This is a genomic window from Mesorhizobium sp. CNPSo 4661 (assembly GCF_057784215.1).
Map to the genome: position 1 here is coordinate 1 of NZ_JBWGIO010000021.1, position 14417 is coordinate 14417.

Annotated in this window: 13 protein-coding genes; 1 reads left to right on the forward strand and 12 read right to left on the reverse strand. The window is 64.1% G+C overall.

The annotated features are described in order from the left end of the window. Positions 1–560: 560 nt before the first annotated feature. The 10 genes from ftsH to ybgC form a co-directional block, all read right to left on the reverse strand. Positions 561–2495, reverse strand: a complete 1935-nt coding sequence (ftsH, locus tag AC0YKC_RS27430) for an ATP-dependent zinc metalloprotease FtsH (RefSeq protein WP_320296452.1) — start codon at positions 2493–2495, stop codon at positions 561–563. 104 nt (positions 2496–2599) lie between these two features. Beyond that, the gene (tilS, locus tag AC0YKC_RS27435) at positions 2600–3976 is read right to left on the reverse strand and encodes a tRNA lysidine(34) synthetase TilS (protein WP_488513347.1); all 1377 of its coding nucleotides are present in this window, start codon (positions 3974–3976) and stop codon (positions 2600–2602) included. Beyond that, positions 3970–5136, reverse strand: a complete 1167-nt coding sequence (gene ybgF, locus AC0YKC_RS27440; RefSeq protein ID WP_488513348.1) for a tol-pal system protein YbgF — start codon at positions 5134–5136, stop codon at positions 3970–3972. The genes tilS and ybgF overlap by 7 nt, the downstream gene beginning before the upstream one ends. Positions 5137–5346: 210 nt before the next feature. Further along, a complete protein-coding gene (pal, locus tag AC0YKC_RS27445) occupies positions 5347–5853 on the reverse strand; it encodes a peptidoglycan-associated lipoprotein Pal (RefSeq protein WP_434724345.1) in 507 nt (168 codons plus the stop codon). A gap of 233 nt (positions 5854–6086) precedes the next feature. Continuing rightward, positions 6087–6464, reverse strand: a complete 378-nt coding sequence (locus AC0YKC_RS27450) for a four helix bundle protein (protein ID WP_488513349.1) — start codon at positions 6462–6464, stop codon at positions 6087–6089. 43 nt (positions 6465–6507) lie between these two features. Next, entirely contained in the window at positions 6508–7821 is a 1314-nt protein-coding gene (tolB, locus tag AC0YKC_RS27455; protein ID WP_320296447.1) for a Tol-Pal system beta propeller repeat protein TolB, read from the reverse strand. Positions 7822–7861: 40 nt separating this feature from the next. Further along, on the reverse strand, positions 7862–9016 hold the full coding sequence (locus AC0YKC_RS27460; protein ID WP_320296446.1) for a TonB family protein: 1155 nt from the start codon (positions 9014–9016) through the stop codon (positions 7862–7864). Positions 9017–9024: 8 nt separating this feature from the next. Continuing rightward, a complete protein-coding gene (tolR, locus tag AC0YKC_RS27465) occupies positions 9025–9486 on the reverse strand; it encodes a protein TolR (RefSeq protein ID WP_320296445.1) in 462 nt (153 codons plus the stop codon). 9 nt (positions 9487–9495) lie between these two features. Next, complete coding sequence (gene tolQ / locus AC0YKC_RS27470; RefSeq protein WP_320296444.1) at positions 9496–10206, reverse strand: protein TolQ; 711 nt, start codon at positions 10204–10206, stop codon at positions 9496–9498. Positions 10207–10514: 308 nt separating this feature from the next. Further along, positions 10515–10988 carry a tol-pal system-associated acyl-CoA thioesterase gene (ybgC, locus tag AC0YKC_RS27475; RefSeq protein WP_488513350.1) on the reverse strand — a complete coding sequence of 158 codons (474 nt, stop codon included), beginning with the start codon at positions 10986–10988 and terminating at the stop codon, positions 10515–10517. 52 nt (positions 10989–11040) lie between these two features. Here ybgC and AC0YKC_RS27480 point away from each other — a divergent pair, with 52 nt between their 5' ends. Then, positions 11041–12291, forward strand: coding sequence for a glycoside hydrolase family 5 protein (locus tag AC0YKC_RS27480; RefSeq protein ID WP_488513351.1), 1251 nt, complete (start codon positions 11041–11043; stop codon positions 12289–12291). A 15-nt stretch (positions 12292–12306) separates the two neighbouring features. Here the strand turns inward: AC0YKC_RS27480 and AC0YKC_RS27485 are convergent, their stop codons facing one another. Next, positions 12307–13209 carry a metallophosphoesterase gene (locus tag AC0YKC_RS27485; RefSeq protein ID WP_488513352.1) on the reverse strand — a complete coding sequence of 301 codons (903 nt, stop codon included), beginning with the start codon at positions 13207–13209 and terminating at the stop codon, positions 12307–12309. Between the two features lie 132 nt (positions 13210–13341). Beyond that, positions 13342–14379 carry a Holliday junction branch migration DNA helicase RuvB gene (gene ruvB, locus AC0YKC_RS27490; RefSeq protein WP_320296440.1) on the reverse strand — a complete coding sequence of 346 codons (1038 nt, stop codon included), beginning with the start codon at positions 14377–14379 and terminating at the stop codon, positions 13342–13344. Positions 14380–14417 lie beyond the last annotated feature (38 nt).

Here is a 14417-nt window from a genome sequence, read left to right on the forward strand (position 1 = left end):
TTCAACCTTGACCGCCGCGACAACCCGCTCGCGCAAATCCATCGAATATCCAGCCATCGATGCTGGCCTCCTGCCCAGCATCGATGTTGAATCAGATCATTGCTGATTTGGGAATCCAACGACTCCTACAAATCTCATCCCGCTCTAGGGCGGAGCAAGGAGCGGAGCGACGCGCGCAGACAGCAGGTCGCGTGAAAAAGGATTCACGCGACCTGCTTTAAGTTTTTGATTTTAAGCATGTCTTTGTCCCGAAACCGGGCCCACTTTCGGGAGACATGCTCTAGAATCCATGCCGTGACATTAAGGCTTTGCAGCGGTTACAGAATTCTGCGCCGTTGCGTCCTCCGGCAGCAGTCACGGCATGATCCTAGGTCAAGCCCGAGGATGAACGAAGAGAGGCCGGCGGGACAGCGCCCCCTTCTGCCCTGCCGGGCATCTCCCCCACTTGGGGGGAGATTGGCTGTCGCGCCGGCTTTCGCAAATCGCCAATTCGCCGCCCCAAAACAAAAACGCCGCGGTTTGATCCGCGGCGCTTTCCAATCAGTTCGTTTGCAAAAACCTCAGCCTTGCGGCTGCGGCTCCATGCCGCCTTCGGGCTCGGGGCCCTTCTTGCGGCGGCCGCCGGTGCCGGCCTTCGGCACGGCCGAGCCACGGCTGGGCGGGGTGTCGTCGCCGAGGTCGCGGGCGGGCTTGTTGCCCGCGATCAGCTGCTTGATCTCGTCGCCGGACAGCGTCTCGTATTCGAGCAACCCTTCGGCGAGCGCGATCCATTCCTTCTTCTTCTTGGTCAGGATGGCCTTGGCGGTTGAATAGGCGTCGTCGATCAGGCGCCGCACCTCGGCGTCGATGATCTGCGCCGTCTCTTCCGAGATGTTCTGCGTGCGCGCCACCGAATGGCCGAGGAAGACCTCTTCCTGGTTGTCGCCATAAGCGACATGGCCGAGCTTGTCGGAGAAGCCCCAGCGCGTGACCATGGCGCGCGCCAGCTTGGTCGCCTGCTCGATGTCGGAGGAGGCGCCCGACGTGATGTTCTCCTTGCCGAACTTGAACTCTTCGGCGACGCGGCCGCCCATCATGATCGCAAGCCGCGAGACCATGTATTTGTAGCTCATCGAATAGCGGTCGCCTTCCGGCAACTGCATGACCATGCCCAGCGCGCGGCCGCGCGGGATGATGGTCGCCTTGTGCAGCGGATCGGCCGACGGCACGTTGAGCGCCAGGATCGCGTGGCCGGCCTCGTGATAGGCGGTCAGCTCCTTCTCGGCCTGCGTCATCGCCGACGAGCGGCGCTCCGCACCCATCATGATCTTGTCCTTGGCGTCCTCGAACTCGGCCATGGTGACGAGCCGCTTGTTGCGGCGCGCCGCCATCAGCGCGGATTCGTTGACGAGGTTCATCAGATCGGCGCCGGAAAAGCCCGGCGTGCCGCGCGCAACCACCTTGAGGTCGACATTGGGCGCCAGCGGCACGTTGCGGACATGCACCTTGAGGATCTTCTCGCGGCCGACGATATCGGGGTTCGGCACCACGACCTGGCGGTCGAAGCGGCCGGGCCTCAAGAGCGCCGGGTCGAGCACGTCGGGCCGGTTGGTGGCGGCGATCAGGATGATGCTTTCGTTGGATTCGAAGCCGTCCATCTCGACCAGCAACTGGTTCAGCGTCTGCTCGCGCTCGTCATTGCCGCCGCCGAGGCCGGCGCCCCGATGACGGCCGACGGCATCGATTTCGTCGATGAAGATGATGCAGGGCGCGTTCTTCTTGGCCTGGTCGAACATGTCGCGCACGCGGCTTGCGCCGACGCCGACGAACATCTCGACGAAGTCCGAGCCGGAAATGGTGAAGAACGGCACGTTGGCCTCGCCGGCGACGGAGCGGGCGAGCAGCGTCTTGCCGGTTCCGGGCGGGCCGACCAGAAGCACGCCGCGCGGGATCTTGCCGCCGAGGCGCTGGAATTTCTGCGGATCGCGCAGGAACTCGACGATCTCCTCGAGGTCTTCCTTGGCTTCGTCGACGCCGGCGACGTCCTGGAAGGTGACGCGGCCATGCGCCTCGGTCAGAAGCTTGGCCTTCGACTTGCCGAAGCCCATCGCTCTTCCGGAGCCGGACTGCATCTGGCGCATGAAGAATATCCATACGCCGAGGATCAGGATCATCGGCAGCCACGAGATCAGGTAGCCGAACAGCGAGTTGGAGCCGTCGGTCTCGGGCTTGGCGGTGATGGTGACGTTCTTGTCCTGCAGCCTGGAGACCAGCGACGGATCGCCCGGCGAGTAGGTCTGGAAGCCGTTGGCGTTGTCCGTGTAGTTGCCGAAGATGCGGGCGCCGGCGATGGTCACGCTCTTGACCCGGCCGGAGGCGACATCCTGCAGGAACTGCGAATAGGCGATATCCGTCGTGGCACCGCGCGTCTGGGGCGTCTGGAACAGATTGAACAGGGCGATGAGCAGGACCGCTATGATCGCCCAGAGCGCGAGATTGCGATAATTCGGATTCATCTATTGTCCCGTTGGGGTCCGCGCACGGACCCGCGATGATGGAGGAGCTTGGGCCTAACATAGGGAGACCGCCTCCCCTTGCCAAGCAGAACAGCATGTATCGGTTAAGCTTTCGCCCACCCTCGCTCGCCATCATGGCCGTGGAATGGCGGCGCCGGCGGCAAAGGAGCGCCGACAAGGGCCGCGACGGCGACGGCGGGCGCAAGGTCGAAGGACGGCAGGAAGCGGGCGAAAGGGGCTACCACTGGGACCATCGAGATCGCCTGCGGGCCGGTATCGCCGCCAGTAAAATCAAGGCGTTCGGCTCCGCGCCATAGCGCGGGCTCCGCAGCCAGCGCCGCGCGTGCGACACTTTGCGGAACATCCTCGCTCACGGACGCTTGCCTGGCGGCGGCGGACCCCAGCGGCGCGATCACCAAGCCGCCCGGCCCGTCTTTCAAAGTGATGCGTCGCCGATTGTCCCAAAGCTGGTTATTCGACGGCGGCAGGGCTGCCGGCAGGTTGCGGTTCTCGCGGCGCAGGAAAATGCCGGTCCGGCGCGCGTCGACCACCGTCCGCGACAATGTGGCGCAAAGCGGAGCCGACCGCAGACGGGAAAGCAGCGCGACGCAGCGCGCCTCGTCGGCGAGGAACGACATGCCGCCGACGGCGGCCAAAAGGATGCGCAGCGCATAGAGGGCCGCCTCGCCATCCTGATGCGCGGCAAAACCGCGGTCGAGGCGGATGAGACCCGGAACCGGCCTGTCGGCAAAGGCGTCGATGAGCGTGGCGGCACGGCGGCCGATGTCGAGGCGCTCGAGAGCCGCCTGCTCCGACCGTGCCAGCGCTTCCGCTATCCGTCGCTCGCCATCGCCCCGCCCGAGCTTCGCCCGCACGCGCGGCCGCTCGAACCGGATGTCGATATTGGTCGGGTCCTCGATCCAGCTAATGTCGCGAGCCCGCAGAATTTCGCGCAATACCGCGCGCCTTGTGCCGAGCAGCGGCCGGACGATCCATGTCCGCCAGTCGTGCAGCGTGGCGGGCGCCATGCCGGCGAGGCCTCGGCCATCATCGTCGCGGGCCTGTCGCATCAGCACCGTCTCGGCCTGATCGTCGGCGGTGTGGCCGGTCAGGATCAGCTTGATGCCTTCGGCGCCGGCCGCCTCCGCAAGCAGCCTGTAGCGCGCCTCGCGCGCGGCGGCCGGCAGGCCGGTCGTGGGCTTGTCGCCACGCCAGGAAAGAATGCGGTGCGCGATGCCGCGCTCGACGCAGAAACGTTGGACGAGCCTAGCCTCGCTGGCCGAGTCCGGCCTCAGGCCGTGATCGACGGTCACCGCGAGCAGCCTGGCGGCCGGGGCGGTCCGGTCTAGGTGATCCTTGAGGAGAAGGAGAAGGGCGGTCGAGTCGCTGCCGCCGGACACGGCCGCAACGGCGCCGGTCGAAAGGTCTAGGTCGGAGAAAAGGCGGTCGAGAAGGTCAGGTTTGGTATCGGGCGTCAGCACGCCGCCAGCGCCTTTTCCTGCTTGATGCGTTCCTTGAGCGCGCCGGAAACATCGGGATAGCGCTTGCCGATTTCATTGAAGGTGGCGCAGGCCACGTCGTTCTGCTTCAGGCCGACCAGTGAAACGCCGAGCTTGAGCAGCATGTCGGGCGCCTTCTTGGCCTTCGGGTAGTCTTTGCTGGCGGCGAGGAAGACTTCGGCCGCGTCACGGTATTTCTGCTGACCGAGCAGCGACTCGCCCAGCCAGTAATGCGCGTCCGACGCCTTGGCGTCCTTGGGGAAGCGCGAAATATGATCGCGAAAACCCTGCTCGGCGGTCGGATAGTCGCCCGACAGGATGAACTGGTAGGAATTGCGGTAGAGCTCGTCGGGATCGTTGGTCGACGGCAGGGCCGCGACTTGCGTGCCGCCAGCCTTGTTCTTCTTGGCCGGTGTTTCGGCGGAGGGCGCGCTTGCCGTGGCGGCGGGAGCTTGCGCCGGCGCACTGGCCTGCGGGTCGGTCTCGGCGTTGACGACATTGCCGTTCTTGTCGACCTTGATAGTGCCGAAATTCTTCGGTGGCGCGCCGGTGATCAGCTTGCCGGGATCGCCGGTCTGCGATTCCACGATGACGTCGCCGACGCTCTTGCCTGCGCCATTTTCCGCGCCGGTGTCGGCCGGCGCCCGCGTCGCCGGGGCCTGGGCGACGCTGTTGTCGGTTCCGGCGTCGCCGGCGCCGGAATCCCCGGTGCCGGCATCGCCGAGATTGGTGTTGCCACCGTTGCTATTTCCATCCTGGGGCGCGGCTTCCGATTTCTTCGGGCCGGCCGGCTTGGTGCTGCCTTGCGATCCGCCCTCGAGCTGCTGGAAGCGGAACTCGTTGTCTTCCTGCTGCTTGCGCATCTGTTCCTGCATCTGCAGGATCTGGAAGTTGAGCTCCTCGATCTTGCCGTTCATCTGGCGCAACTGGTCCTCCAGACCCGTCATGCCGCCACTGCTGTCCTGCGCGACCTGCGCCTGTTCCGGCTTCTTCTTGTCGCCGAAGATGCCGAGCGTCGGCAGATGGAAGGTGAACCCGCTGTCGGAGGCCCGCGCGGCGCTGTCGGCCGAGGCGGCAAGGCTCGGGAGGCTTGAAACGAGCAGCAGCGCAAGCGTGCCGCTCAGGACCGTTCTGAAATGCATTCTGTCTCTCGCGGTGGGTGTTGGCCTGATGCGCCTTTCCAAATCAAACAGTGGGAGTAAGCGCCCTCGCGCTCATAGCAGGACGCGAGACTTCGGCCAAATTTTGTTTCAAGCCGTTGCAAATGAAAAAGGCGGCCCTGAGGCCGCCTTTCATTTTGGGTTGTTGTATTTTTGCCGCCTGGGGCGCCTGGCGCCCTTGGCCAAAATCGATCAGGAGCCGGCGCCGGAGAGCGTGGTGACGGCGCGGCGGTTCTGCGACCAGCAGGAGATGTCATCGCAGACCGCGACCGGACGCTCCTTGCCGTAGGAGATCGTCTTCAGGCGGCTGGCGGAGACGCCCTTGGAAACCAGGAAGTCGCGCGTGGCGGCGGCGCGGCGGGCGCCCAGCGCCAGATTGTACTCACGCGTGCCGCGCTCGTCGGCATGGCCTTCGATGACGATGGCGTACTGGCGGTACTGGTTCAGCCACTGCGCCTGGCGGCCGAGCGTGGTTTGCGCATCGGCGCGGATCGAAGCGGAATCGGTGTCGAAGAAGATGCGGTCGCCGATGTTGACGGTGAAATCCTGCGCGGAACCCGGCGTCGCGGCGCCGGCGCCGTTGAGGCCGAGATCGCCTGGGCTGTTCAGGTTCTTCTTCGAGGCGCAGCCCGTAATGGCAAGCGCTGCCACCAGCGCGATCATCGCCGGGTTGCGGGTAAGTGCTGCGATACGGCCCATGCCGCCTCTCCTTCGCATTCGAGTGATTTCGTTGATCACCCAGTAACCACGTTTGGGTTAACCGGCATTCAAGAAACACGGTTAATTTTTGGTTTCGGCCGCCGTCCGCGGCCGTTGCGCCCGACGCATTTACCAAGGGCGAGATTGCGCGCGGACCGTAGGCAGAAATGCGGCCAAAACATGAAAAAAGGGGGAATTGAGGAACTGGAGAATTGAAGAACTGGAGAAAGAGGTCACTTCAGTGACCCTCTGAGATTCACCAGCATTCCATAGATCTGGTTGTAGGATCGTAGCCACTCATCAAGCTGTGCCTTCGAAATGTACTCAAGGTCGAAGGCGTAGGAGATCCATGTCTCGACCTCGCTACACGACCCCATAGCCATTGAAATGAAGCGGGCGAATTCGGCTTTGGAATGAGGCTGCTTGGCGAAGCCCTCAGCCAAATTGGCGCAGATAGCCTTGCTGGAGCGACGCAACTGATCGGCTAGCGCGTATTGCTCAATCTTCGGAAAGGCCAGCGTGGCTTTGTGAATTTCAAGAGAAACTACGTACGCCCGCTTATAGACCTCCAGGTCCCTGGCGCGTCCAACGTAGCGTCTCTGGCTGTCCATTTCTTCAGTTCTTCAATTCCTCAATTCTCCAGTTCCCCTTCCCTCACTCCAGCAACGGCGACCACGCCGGATCCGACGCATAGTTCGCGGTCGGGATCGGCTGCTCGTTGCGGCCGGTAAGGTCAACCGAGACCAGCTTGGGTCCGCCGCCCGAGTCGCGGAAGAACATCAAGACGCGGCCGTTCGGCGCCCAGGTCGGACCCTCCTGCTGGAAGCCGGAGGACAGGATGCGCTCGCCCGAACCGTCGGTTTTCATGACGCCGATCTGGAACTCGCCGCCGCTCTGCTTGGTGAAGGCGATGAGGTCGCCGCGCGGCGACCAGACCGGCGTCGAATAGACGCCATCGCCGAAGGAGATGCGGTGCGGGTTCGAGCCGTCCGCACCCATCGCGTAGATCTGCGAGCGGCCGCTGCCGCCGCCGCGGTCGGACGTGAAGACGACCTGCGAGCCGTCCGGCGAATAGGAGGGCGAGGTGTCGATGGCGGTCGAGTCGGTCAGCCGCGTCGTTGAACGGCTCCTCAGGTCCATGGCGAAGATGTTGGAATTGCCGTCGTCGCGCAGCAGGCTCATGATCACCTTCTGGCCATCGGGCGAAAAGCGCGGCGCGAACGTCATGCCCGGGAAATTGCCGACCAGTTCGCGCTGTCCGGTTTCGATCTGCAGCAGGTAGACCTTCGGCTGCCCGCTTTCATAGGACATATAGGTGATTTCCTGCCGGTTCGGCGAGAAGCGCGGCGTCAGCACGATGGCGCGGCCGTCCGACAGGTAGCGCACATTGGCGCCGTCCTGATCCATGATGGCCAGCCGCTTCTTGCGCGCGTTCTTGGCGCCGGATTCGTCGACGAAGACGACGCGCGTATCGAAATAGCCCTTCTCGCCGGTGATCTTCTCATAGATCGCATCGGCGATGATATGCGCGACACGGCGTTGATTGGCGTCATTGGCGAAAAACTGCTCGCCGGCCAGCTGCGAGTTGCCGAAGATATCCCACAGCCGGTACTGGGCGCGAATGCGGCCGTCGGCCTCCTTGCTCACGCTGCCGGTGACCAGCGCCTGGGCGTTGATGACCTTCCAGTCTTCATAACGGGGCGCGGCGTCGGGATTCGTGATCTTTTCTACGAAAGCGGCCTTGTCTATCGGCGCGAACAGTCCTGACCGTTTCAGATCGGCTGTCACGATCTCCGATATCTGCGGTCCAAGGCCTCCCTGAAAGTCAGGGATGGCGATCGGCATCGGCTCGACATTGCCTTTGTTGACGTTGAGCTCGAGGGTTGCCCGGGCAGGCAAGGTGGCGACGGAAATTATGCCGACCGCCATCGCGGCGACCATCAGGAGCGGCTTGAGGATGGATTGCATGTCTTCTCGCTTCTCTTGCTGATTTCTCGGACGCTCAGGCTTAAAGACCAAGCATCGCTCTCGGGTCGAAGTTGACGCGAACGTCAGACCATATGTCCTGCTTGCCGGCGGGAACCTGCAGGCCGGCGACATCGCATTTCTGCACGGCGCGAACCGCGCTGGCGTCGAACTGAGGGTTGCCGCTTGATTTCTCGACGGTCGGGCGGCCCTCCAGCTTGCCGGAGGCATTCAGGTTGAAACGGATGACCACGGTGAAGTTCTCGGAACCTTCGAGGCCGACCGGAAGGGTCCAGCAACCGCCGAGTTGGTCCTCCAGCGCCCCTTGTTCCGACTTGGACAGCTTCTGGCCCTGGTCCTTTTCGCCGCCAAGCGAGGCCTGCTGGGTCGAGCGCTTGGCGCCACCACCGGACGGCTTCTGCTTGTCGAGCAGGGCCGTTATCTCGTCGGCGTTGAATTGCTTTTCATCCGATTTCGGCTTCGACGAGGCCTCCTTGACCGGCTTTTCCGCATCCTTGCGGTCCGGCGCCTTGGCGCTCTCGGCCTGGGCCGGCTGCGGCTTCGGCCGCGCTTCCGGCGCCGGCGCGGAGTCCGGCAGCTTGGCTTCTTCGGTCGGCTGCTGCTGATCGATCGCCTCGGCGACGGCGTCCGGCTTCACCTCTTCCTTCGGGATGGCCGCGGTCGTGTCCTTCGGCGGTGTCGGCGCCGGTTGCTTGGCCGGCGTCGGCTTCGGCTCCGTCTGCTTGACCGGCTCGGGCTTGACCTCTTCCTTCGGTGTCGGCGTCGGCGCGACTTCGGTCGCCGGGGTCGGCTTCGGCTTCTCCTGCGGCTTCGGCACGTCCTCGACCGCCGGCTTCTCGGTCGGCGTCGGTGCGGGCGGCGGCGCCGCCGTCTTCTCGACCGGCTTCGGCTTGGCTTCGTCCGTCACCGGCTTGTCGGTGTCGACGGTGTTCTCGCCGACCTTCTGGGCGTTCGGCACGACATCGGGACGCTTGGTCGGCAGCGGCGCCGGCTTGTCATGCATCACCGACTTCTTGTCGCCCTGCAGCGTCTGCGCGATCGCTTCCATCGGCACGATGTCGACCGCCACCGACTCCACGTCGCTGGCAGGCATGGCCGGCGGCGACGACAGCGTGAACAACCCGAAGGCCAGCGCCACCGCGTGCAATATCACCGATGAGGTAAGACCGGTGCGCATCTTCTCGTCTACTGATCCTGTTCCTGCAGCGAGACCAGGCCGATATTCTTGTACCCGGCGGCCGAAATGCGGGCCATGACTTTCATCGCGGTGCCGTAGTCCGTCGACTTGTCGCCGCGGATGAAGATGCGCTCGTCATAGCCGGTCTTGGAAATCGCCTGCAGCTTGGCCACCAATTCCTCGATCGGGATTTCGGTTTCCTGCAGGAAGATCTTGCCCGCGGCGTCGATCGAAACGGTGATCGGCTGCGTGTCGACATTCATCGCCTTGGCCTGCGTGTCCGGCAGGTCGATTGGCACCCCAACGGTCAAGAGCGGCGCCGCGACCATGAAGATGATCAACAGCACCAGCATCACGTCGACCATCGGCGTGACGTTGATTTCCGACATCAGGGCATGGTGACGGCCACGGCGCCTATGGCCGCGTCCGCCTCGCCCCGTGCCACCTGCGCCAGCAGCAGACATCCCCATGATCGTTCCTCAGGCCTTCTGCGCTACTTTTTCATCGATTTGGCGCGAGAGTATGGCGGAGAACTCATCCGAGAACCCTTCCATGCGCACGCCGAGTTTGTTCGCATCCGATGACAGCTTGTTGTAGGCGATGACCGCCGGGATGGCCGCGAGCAGGCCGATCGCGGTGGCGAGCAGCGCCTCGGCGATACCGGGCGCCACGACCGAAAGGCTGGTGTTCTTCGAGGCGGCGATCGCCTGGAATGACGTCATGATGCCGATGACGGTGCCGAACAGGCCGATGAAGGGCGCGGCCGAGCCGGTGGTGGCGAGGAAGCCAAGGCGTCCTTCCAGCCTTTCCATCTCGCGCGTCAATGCCAGGTCCATGGCCTTGTCGATGCGGGTCTGCAGCGCCAGCGGCGATTTCGCGCCCTTTTCGAAACTCTTCTTCCATTCGCGCATGGCGGCGACGAAGATCGCGCCCATGCCGGTGGTCTTGCGGTCGGCCAGCGTGCGGTAGAGGTCTTCAAGCGATTGCCCGGACCAGAAGACCTGTTCGAAGCGGTTCAGTGCCAACTTCATCCGGCTATAGGCGACGAGCTTGTCGATGATGATGGCCCAGGTCCAGATCGAGGCGCCGAGCAGGCCTATCATGACCAGCTTGACCACCCAGCCGGCCTGCATGAACAGCGCCCAGATCGATAAATGCGCTGCCGGGTCGGCGAGTGCGATGTTTTCCATGACTTAAGTCCTTAAGATTATCCGGGCATCGCTGGCGGCTGGCCCATGGCATCCCTTTGGTCCGATCGCGCGAAGCGTGAAGCTTGCGGGATAAGCCTCGAATGCACCGTTTCACGGCCTTTTCGAGGCAAATATTGGTGAAAGGAAGGCGCACGAATTGCGCCAATCTTCGCCAATTCCTTCATGAACCGTTATGGTTAAGGATGGGTTAGGATGTAAGGCGCGGCGCATTGCCGCGCTTGGCTTGGGCCAACCCGCGGCCTGCGCGGTCTGGTTAATGGCTTCGAGACTGTGCGGGCAAGCGAAGCTCAGGCCTTGGCCTTCGGCATAAAAGCGGCAATCCATTCCTTCGGGAAACGCTTCGGGCGGCCGCTTTCGCCGACGATCGCCGCCTCGACTTTCGCCTCAACCAGCACATCGCCGCCGCGCTTCAATTGCTGGCCCATGAAGATGCGGGCGCCGGAAATATCGTCAGTGCGCGTGTCGATGGTGAGGATATCGTCCATGCGGGCCGGCGAGCGGAAGTCGATCTCCATGCGCCGGACCACCCAGACGATGCGCCCGCCATGCTTGCCGTCCAGGAGTTCGGTGTGGTGGACGCCGGTCAGCCTCAGATAGTCGGAGCGGCCGCGTTCGAGGAATTCGAGATAGCGCGCATGGTAGACGACGCCGGAGAAATCGGTGTCGGCATAGTAGACTCGGGCCATCAGCCGATGGCCGAATTCCGTCAGCGCTCCGGAAAGCCCGGCGCTGAGCGCCGCCGATTCACCATGATCGTCCATCGCGCTTTCCTTTTCAGGCCCGAACAGGCAGGTGTTTTCGCGCGGGAACGGGATGGCATTGTTGGGCACGATGATCAAGACCTTGCTGGCGGTGTTGCTTGCGCTCGGCACGCTGCCATTGCCGGCCGGGGCAGCGACCTTCTCGATGAAACGCGGCCTCAATCTCGACCAGTGGGTGACCTGGCCGGCCGAGGACAAATGGGGGGAGCGCCAGGCGATCCTGCCCTATCCGGAGTGGCGCAAATTCCTCAAGGAGGACGACCTCAAGGCGCTCAAGGATGCCGGCCTCGACTTCCTGCGCATGCCGGTCGATCCCGCGCCCTTTCTTTCGGACCGGACCGCGGCCCTTCGCGAAGACCTCTATGCCAGCGTGCTGGACTCGGCGCGCATGATCAACCGCGCCGGCCTGAAGGTGATCGTCGACCTGCATCTGATCCCCGCTGGCGGCAACCGCAAGACCGGCATGAACGAGGTGATGCACGACCCGGCCGTCTTCGATGCCTATGCCGAGCTGGTGCGCGAGATGGCTCGGACGCTGGCCAAGGAAGACCCCAATCAGGTCGCGCTGGAGTTGATGAACGAGCCGTTGGTCGATTGCGACGCGAACGGCACCAATCTTTGGCCCGGCCGCCAGAAGCAATTGTTCGCGGCCGCCCGCGCCTCCGCCACCAGGCTCACGCTGATCCTGACGGGCGGCTGCTATTCGAACGCGGAGTCACTGGCCAAAATCGACCCCAGGACGATCGCCGATGACAACATCATCTGGACTTTCCATTCCTACGATCCGTTTCTTTTGACACATCAGGGCGCGACCTGGGCCGGCGATTTCATTCCTTATGTCACCGGCCTGCCCTATCCGCTGACGGCTGTGCCGCGCACGCAGCTGGACCTGACGCTGGATACGATCCGCGACCGGATCAAGGCCGAGGCGCCCTGGGCGCGGCAGAGCGGCCTGCTCAGCTATCTCGACGAGCAGGTGGCGACGATGGACAGTTCCGAAAAGCTGCTTGGCGTGATGGACGCGCCGTTCGCCACGGTCGACGCCTGGGCGAAGGCCAACGGCGTCAAGCCGCAGGACATCACGCTCGGCGAATTCGGCATGATCCGCAAGGAATATGGCAACGGCTTCGTCATGCCGGCCGCATATCGCGCGGCCTATGTGCGCGACATGATCGCCCGCGCCGAGGCGCACGGCTTTTCGTGGTCGGTGTGGAGCTATGGCGGCGCCTTCGGCGTGGTCGACGCCTTCGACGGCGAGAAGGCCGAGCCGGACCTGATGGATATGATCAGGTCGCTGCGCTGAGGCGCTGGAAGCGGACTATCCCAGATCGATCTGCAGGATTTCCGGCCGCACTCCGAAACGAACCGGGGCGATGCTGAAGCCTAGTCCTCCCGAGACAATCAGATTTCGGTCGTTCTCGACGACATGGCCGTAGGCATAGCGGTTGCCATAGGCAGAGGGCACGACCGGAGAATAGCCGAACAACCGCACTTGTCCGCCATGCGTGTGCCCGGACAAGGTGAGCGAAACCCTCCAGGGCACTTTGGGAAAAATGTCCGGCTCATGCGCCAGCAGGATGATGGGAGCGGTGTCGCCGACCTTGGCCAGCGTGGCGGGAAGATCATCGAGGCCGGTGAGCCCCCTGCGGCCCTCGGCCTTGTTCGGCAACAGCGCAATCTGGTCGGCGAGCCCGGCAATCCAGAAACCCTGGTCGTCCTTTTCCAGGCGCACGACGTCGTTCTCCAGCACCGGAATGCCGACCGCCTCCAGTGCCTTGCGGGAGATGGTCGGCCCCGCCCCGGCTGCCTGCGCCGAGCGATCCTCCCACCAGTCGTGATTGCCGAGGATCGAGAAAACGCCGAGCGGTGCCTTGAGCCGGGAGAGCGCTGACGCCCATTCCGACGCGTTCACCCAGCCTGTCACCAGCCGGGTCCCGGCGGGATAGTCGCCAAGCATGACGATGACGTCCGGCTGCAGCGCATTGGCCTCCTCGGCAAGTGCCGCAATCCGTTCCGGCGTCATCCAGGGTCGGCAGGCATGGATGTCGGCCAACGCCACGACGCGCAATTTAAGCCCGGCCGGCCAGTGCGGCGGCGTCAGCGTGTAGCGCTTCACGTGGGTCAGCAGCATCGGCTCGATGCCGACGGCATAAGCGCCAAGCGACACCAGGCTGAAGGCCGAGCCGCCGACAAGGCGCAGGAAGGCGCGTCTGGTGATCATGAATCGGCCCAAGCCCTTGGGATTCTATCAGGAAGCTGCGTTAAAGGCGGCAATTGCGCCCTGAGCTAGGCCAAGGCGCGCAGATTCTGCGCAGACGAGCCGTTGCGCTGCCAAACGGCGAACAAATCTGCGTTACTCTTCCTGGAACAGGCTGATCTGCTGCTGGGCGATATCCTTCGGAGGGTCGAGCCCGAGATGGCGCCAGGCATTGGCGGTCAGCACGCGGCCGCGCGGCGTGCGCTGGATGAAGCCCTGCTGGATGAGATAGGGCTCGATGATATCCTCGATCGCGTCGCGCGGCTCTGAGAGCCCCGCCGCGATCGTCTCGATGCCGACCGGGCCGCCGCCGAAATTGCGCGCGATCATCGACAGGTAACGGCGGTCGAGCGCGTCGAGGCCGAGCGCGTCGACCTCAAGTCTTATCAGCGCCTCGTCGGCGATCTTCCTGTCGACATGCGCGGCACCCGCGACGCTGGCGAAGTCGCGCACCCGGCGCAACAGCCTGCCGGCAATGCGCGGCGTGCCGCGCGCGCGGCGCGCGATCTCCACCGCCCCGTCGTCGCCGAGCGGCATCGACAGGATGCGTGCGCCGCGGCGCACGATCTGCTCCAGCTCCTCGACCGTATAGAAATTGAGCCGCACCGGAATGCCGAACCGGTCGCGCAGCGGATTGGTCAGCAGCCCGAGTCGGGTTGTCGCCGCGACTAGCGTGAAACGGGCGAGGTCGATCTTGACCGAGCGTGCCGCCGGGCCTTCGCCGATGATCAGGTCGAGCTGGAAATCCTCCATCGCCGGATAGAGGATTTCCTCGACCGCCGGATTGAGCCGGTGGATCTCGTCGATGAAGAGGACGTCGCGCTCTTCGAGATTGGTGAGCAGCGCTGCGAGATCGCCCGCCTTCGCGATCACCGGCCCGGAGGTGGAGCGGAAATTGACGCCAAGCTCGCGCGCCATGATCTGTGCCAGCGTCGTCTTGCCCAGTCCGGGCGGCCCGACGAACAGCACATGGTCGAGCGCCTCGCCGCGACCCTTGGCGGCATCGACGAAGACCTTGAGATTGGCTCGCACCGCCGCCTGGCCGACGAACTCGTCGAGCGACTGCGGCCGCAGCGTCTGGTCGGCATCCTCGCCGCGCTTGTCGGGGGCAATGAGGCGGGGCGAAAGGCTCATGCCGCCTTCCTTGCATAGGACCGATGGCGGGACAAGCG

Coding starts and splice junctions, on each gene's coding strand:
- ftsH (WP_320296452.1), bottom strand. CDS start 2,495: ATGAATCCGAATTATCGCAATCTCGCGCTCTGGGCGATCATAGCGGTC.
- tolR (WP_320296445.1), bottom strand. CDS start 9,486: ATGGGGATGTCTGCTGCTGGCGCAGGTGGCACGGGGCGAGGCGGACGC.
- ybgF (WP_488513348.1), bottom strand. CDS start 5,136: ATGCATTTCAGAACGGTCCTGAGCGGCACGCTTGCGCTGCTGCTCGTT.
- AC0YKC_RS27485 (WP_488513352.1), bottom strand. CDS start 13,209: ATGATCACCAGACGCGCCTTCCTGCGCCTTGTCGGCGGCTCGGCCTTC.
- tolQ (WP_320296444.1), bottom strand. CDS start 10,206: ATGGAAAACATCGCACTCGCCGACCCGGCAGCGCATTTATCGATCTGG.
- AC0YKC_RS27460 (WP_320296446.1), bottom strand. CDS start 9,016: ATGCGCACCGGTCTTACCTCATCGGTGATATTGCACGCGGTGGCGCTG.
- AC0YKC_RS27480 (WP_488513351.1), top strand. CDS start 11,041: ATGGCATTGTTGGGCACGATGATCAAGACCTTGCTGGCGGTGTTGCTT.
- ybgC (WP_488513350.1), bottom strand. CDS start 10,988: ATGGACGATCATGGTGAATCGGCGGCGCTCAGCGCCGGGCTTTCCGGA.
- AC0YKC_RS27450 (WP_488513349.1), bottom strand. CDS start 6,464: ATGGACAGCCAGAGACGCTACGTTGGACGCGCCAGGGACCTGGAGGTC.
- tolB (WP_320296447.1), bottom strand. CDS start 7,821: ATGCAATCCATCCTCAAGCCGCTCCTGATGGTCGCCGCGATGGCGGTC.
- ruvB (WP_320296440.1), bottom strand. CDS start 14,379: ATGAGCCTTTCGCCCCGCCTCATTGCCCCCGACAAGCGCGGCGAGGAT.
- pal (WP_434724345.1), bottom strand. CDS start 5,853: ATGGGCCGTATCGCAGCACTTACCCGCAACCCGGCGATGATCGCGCTG.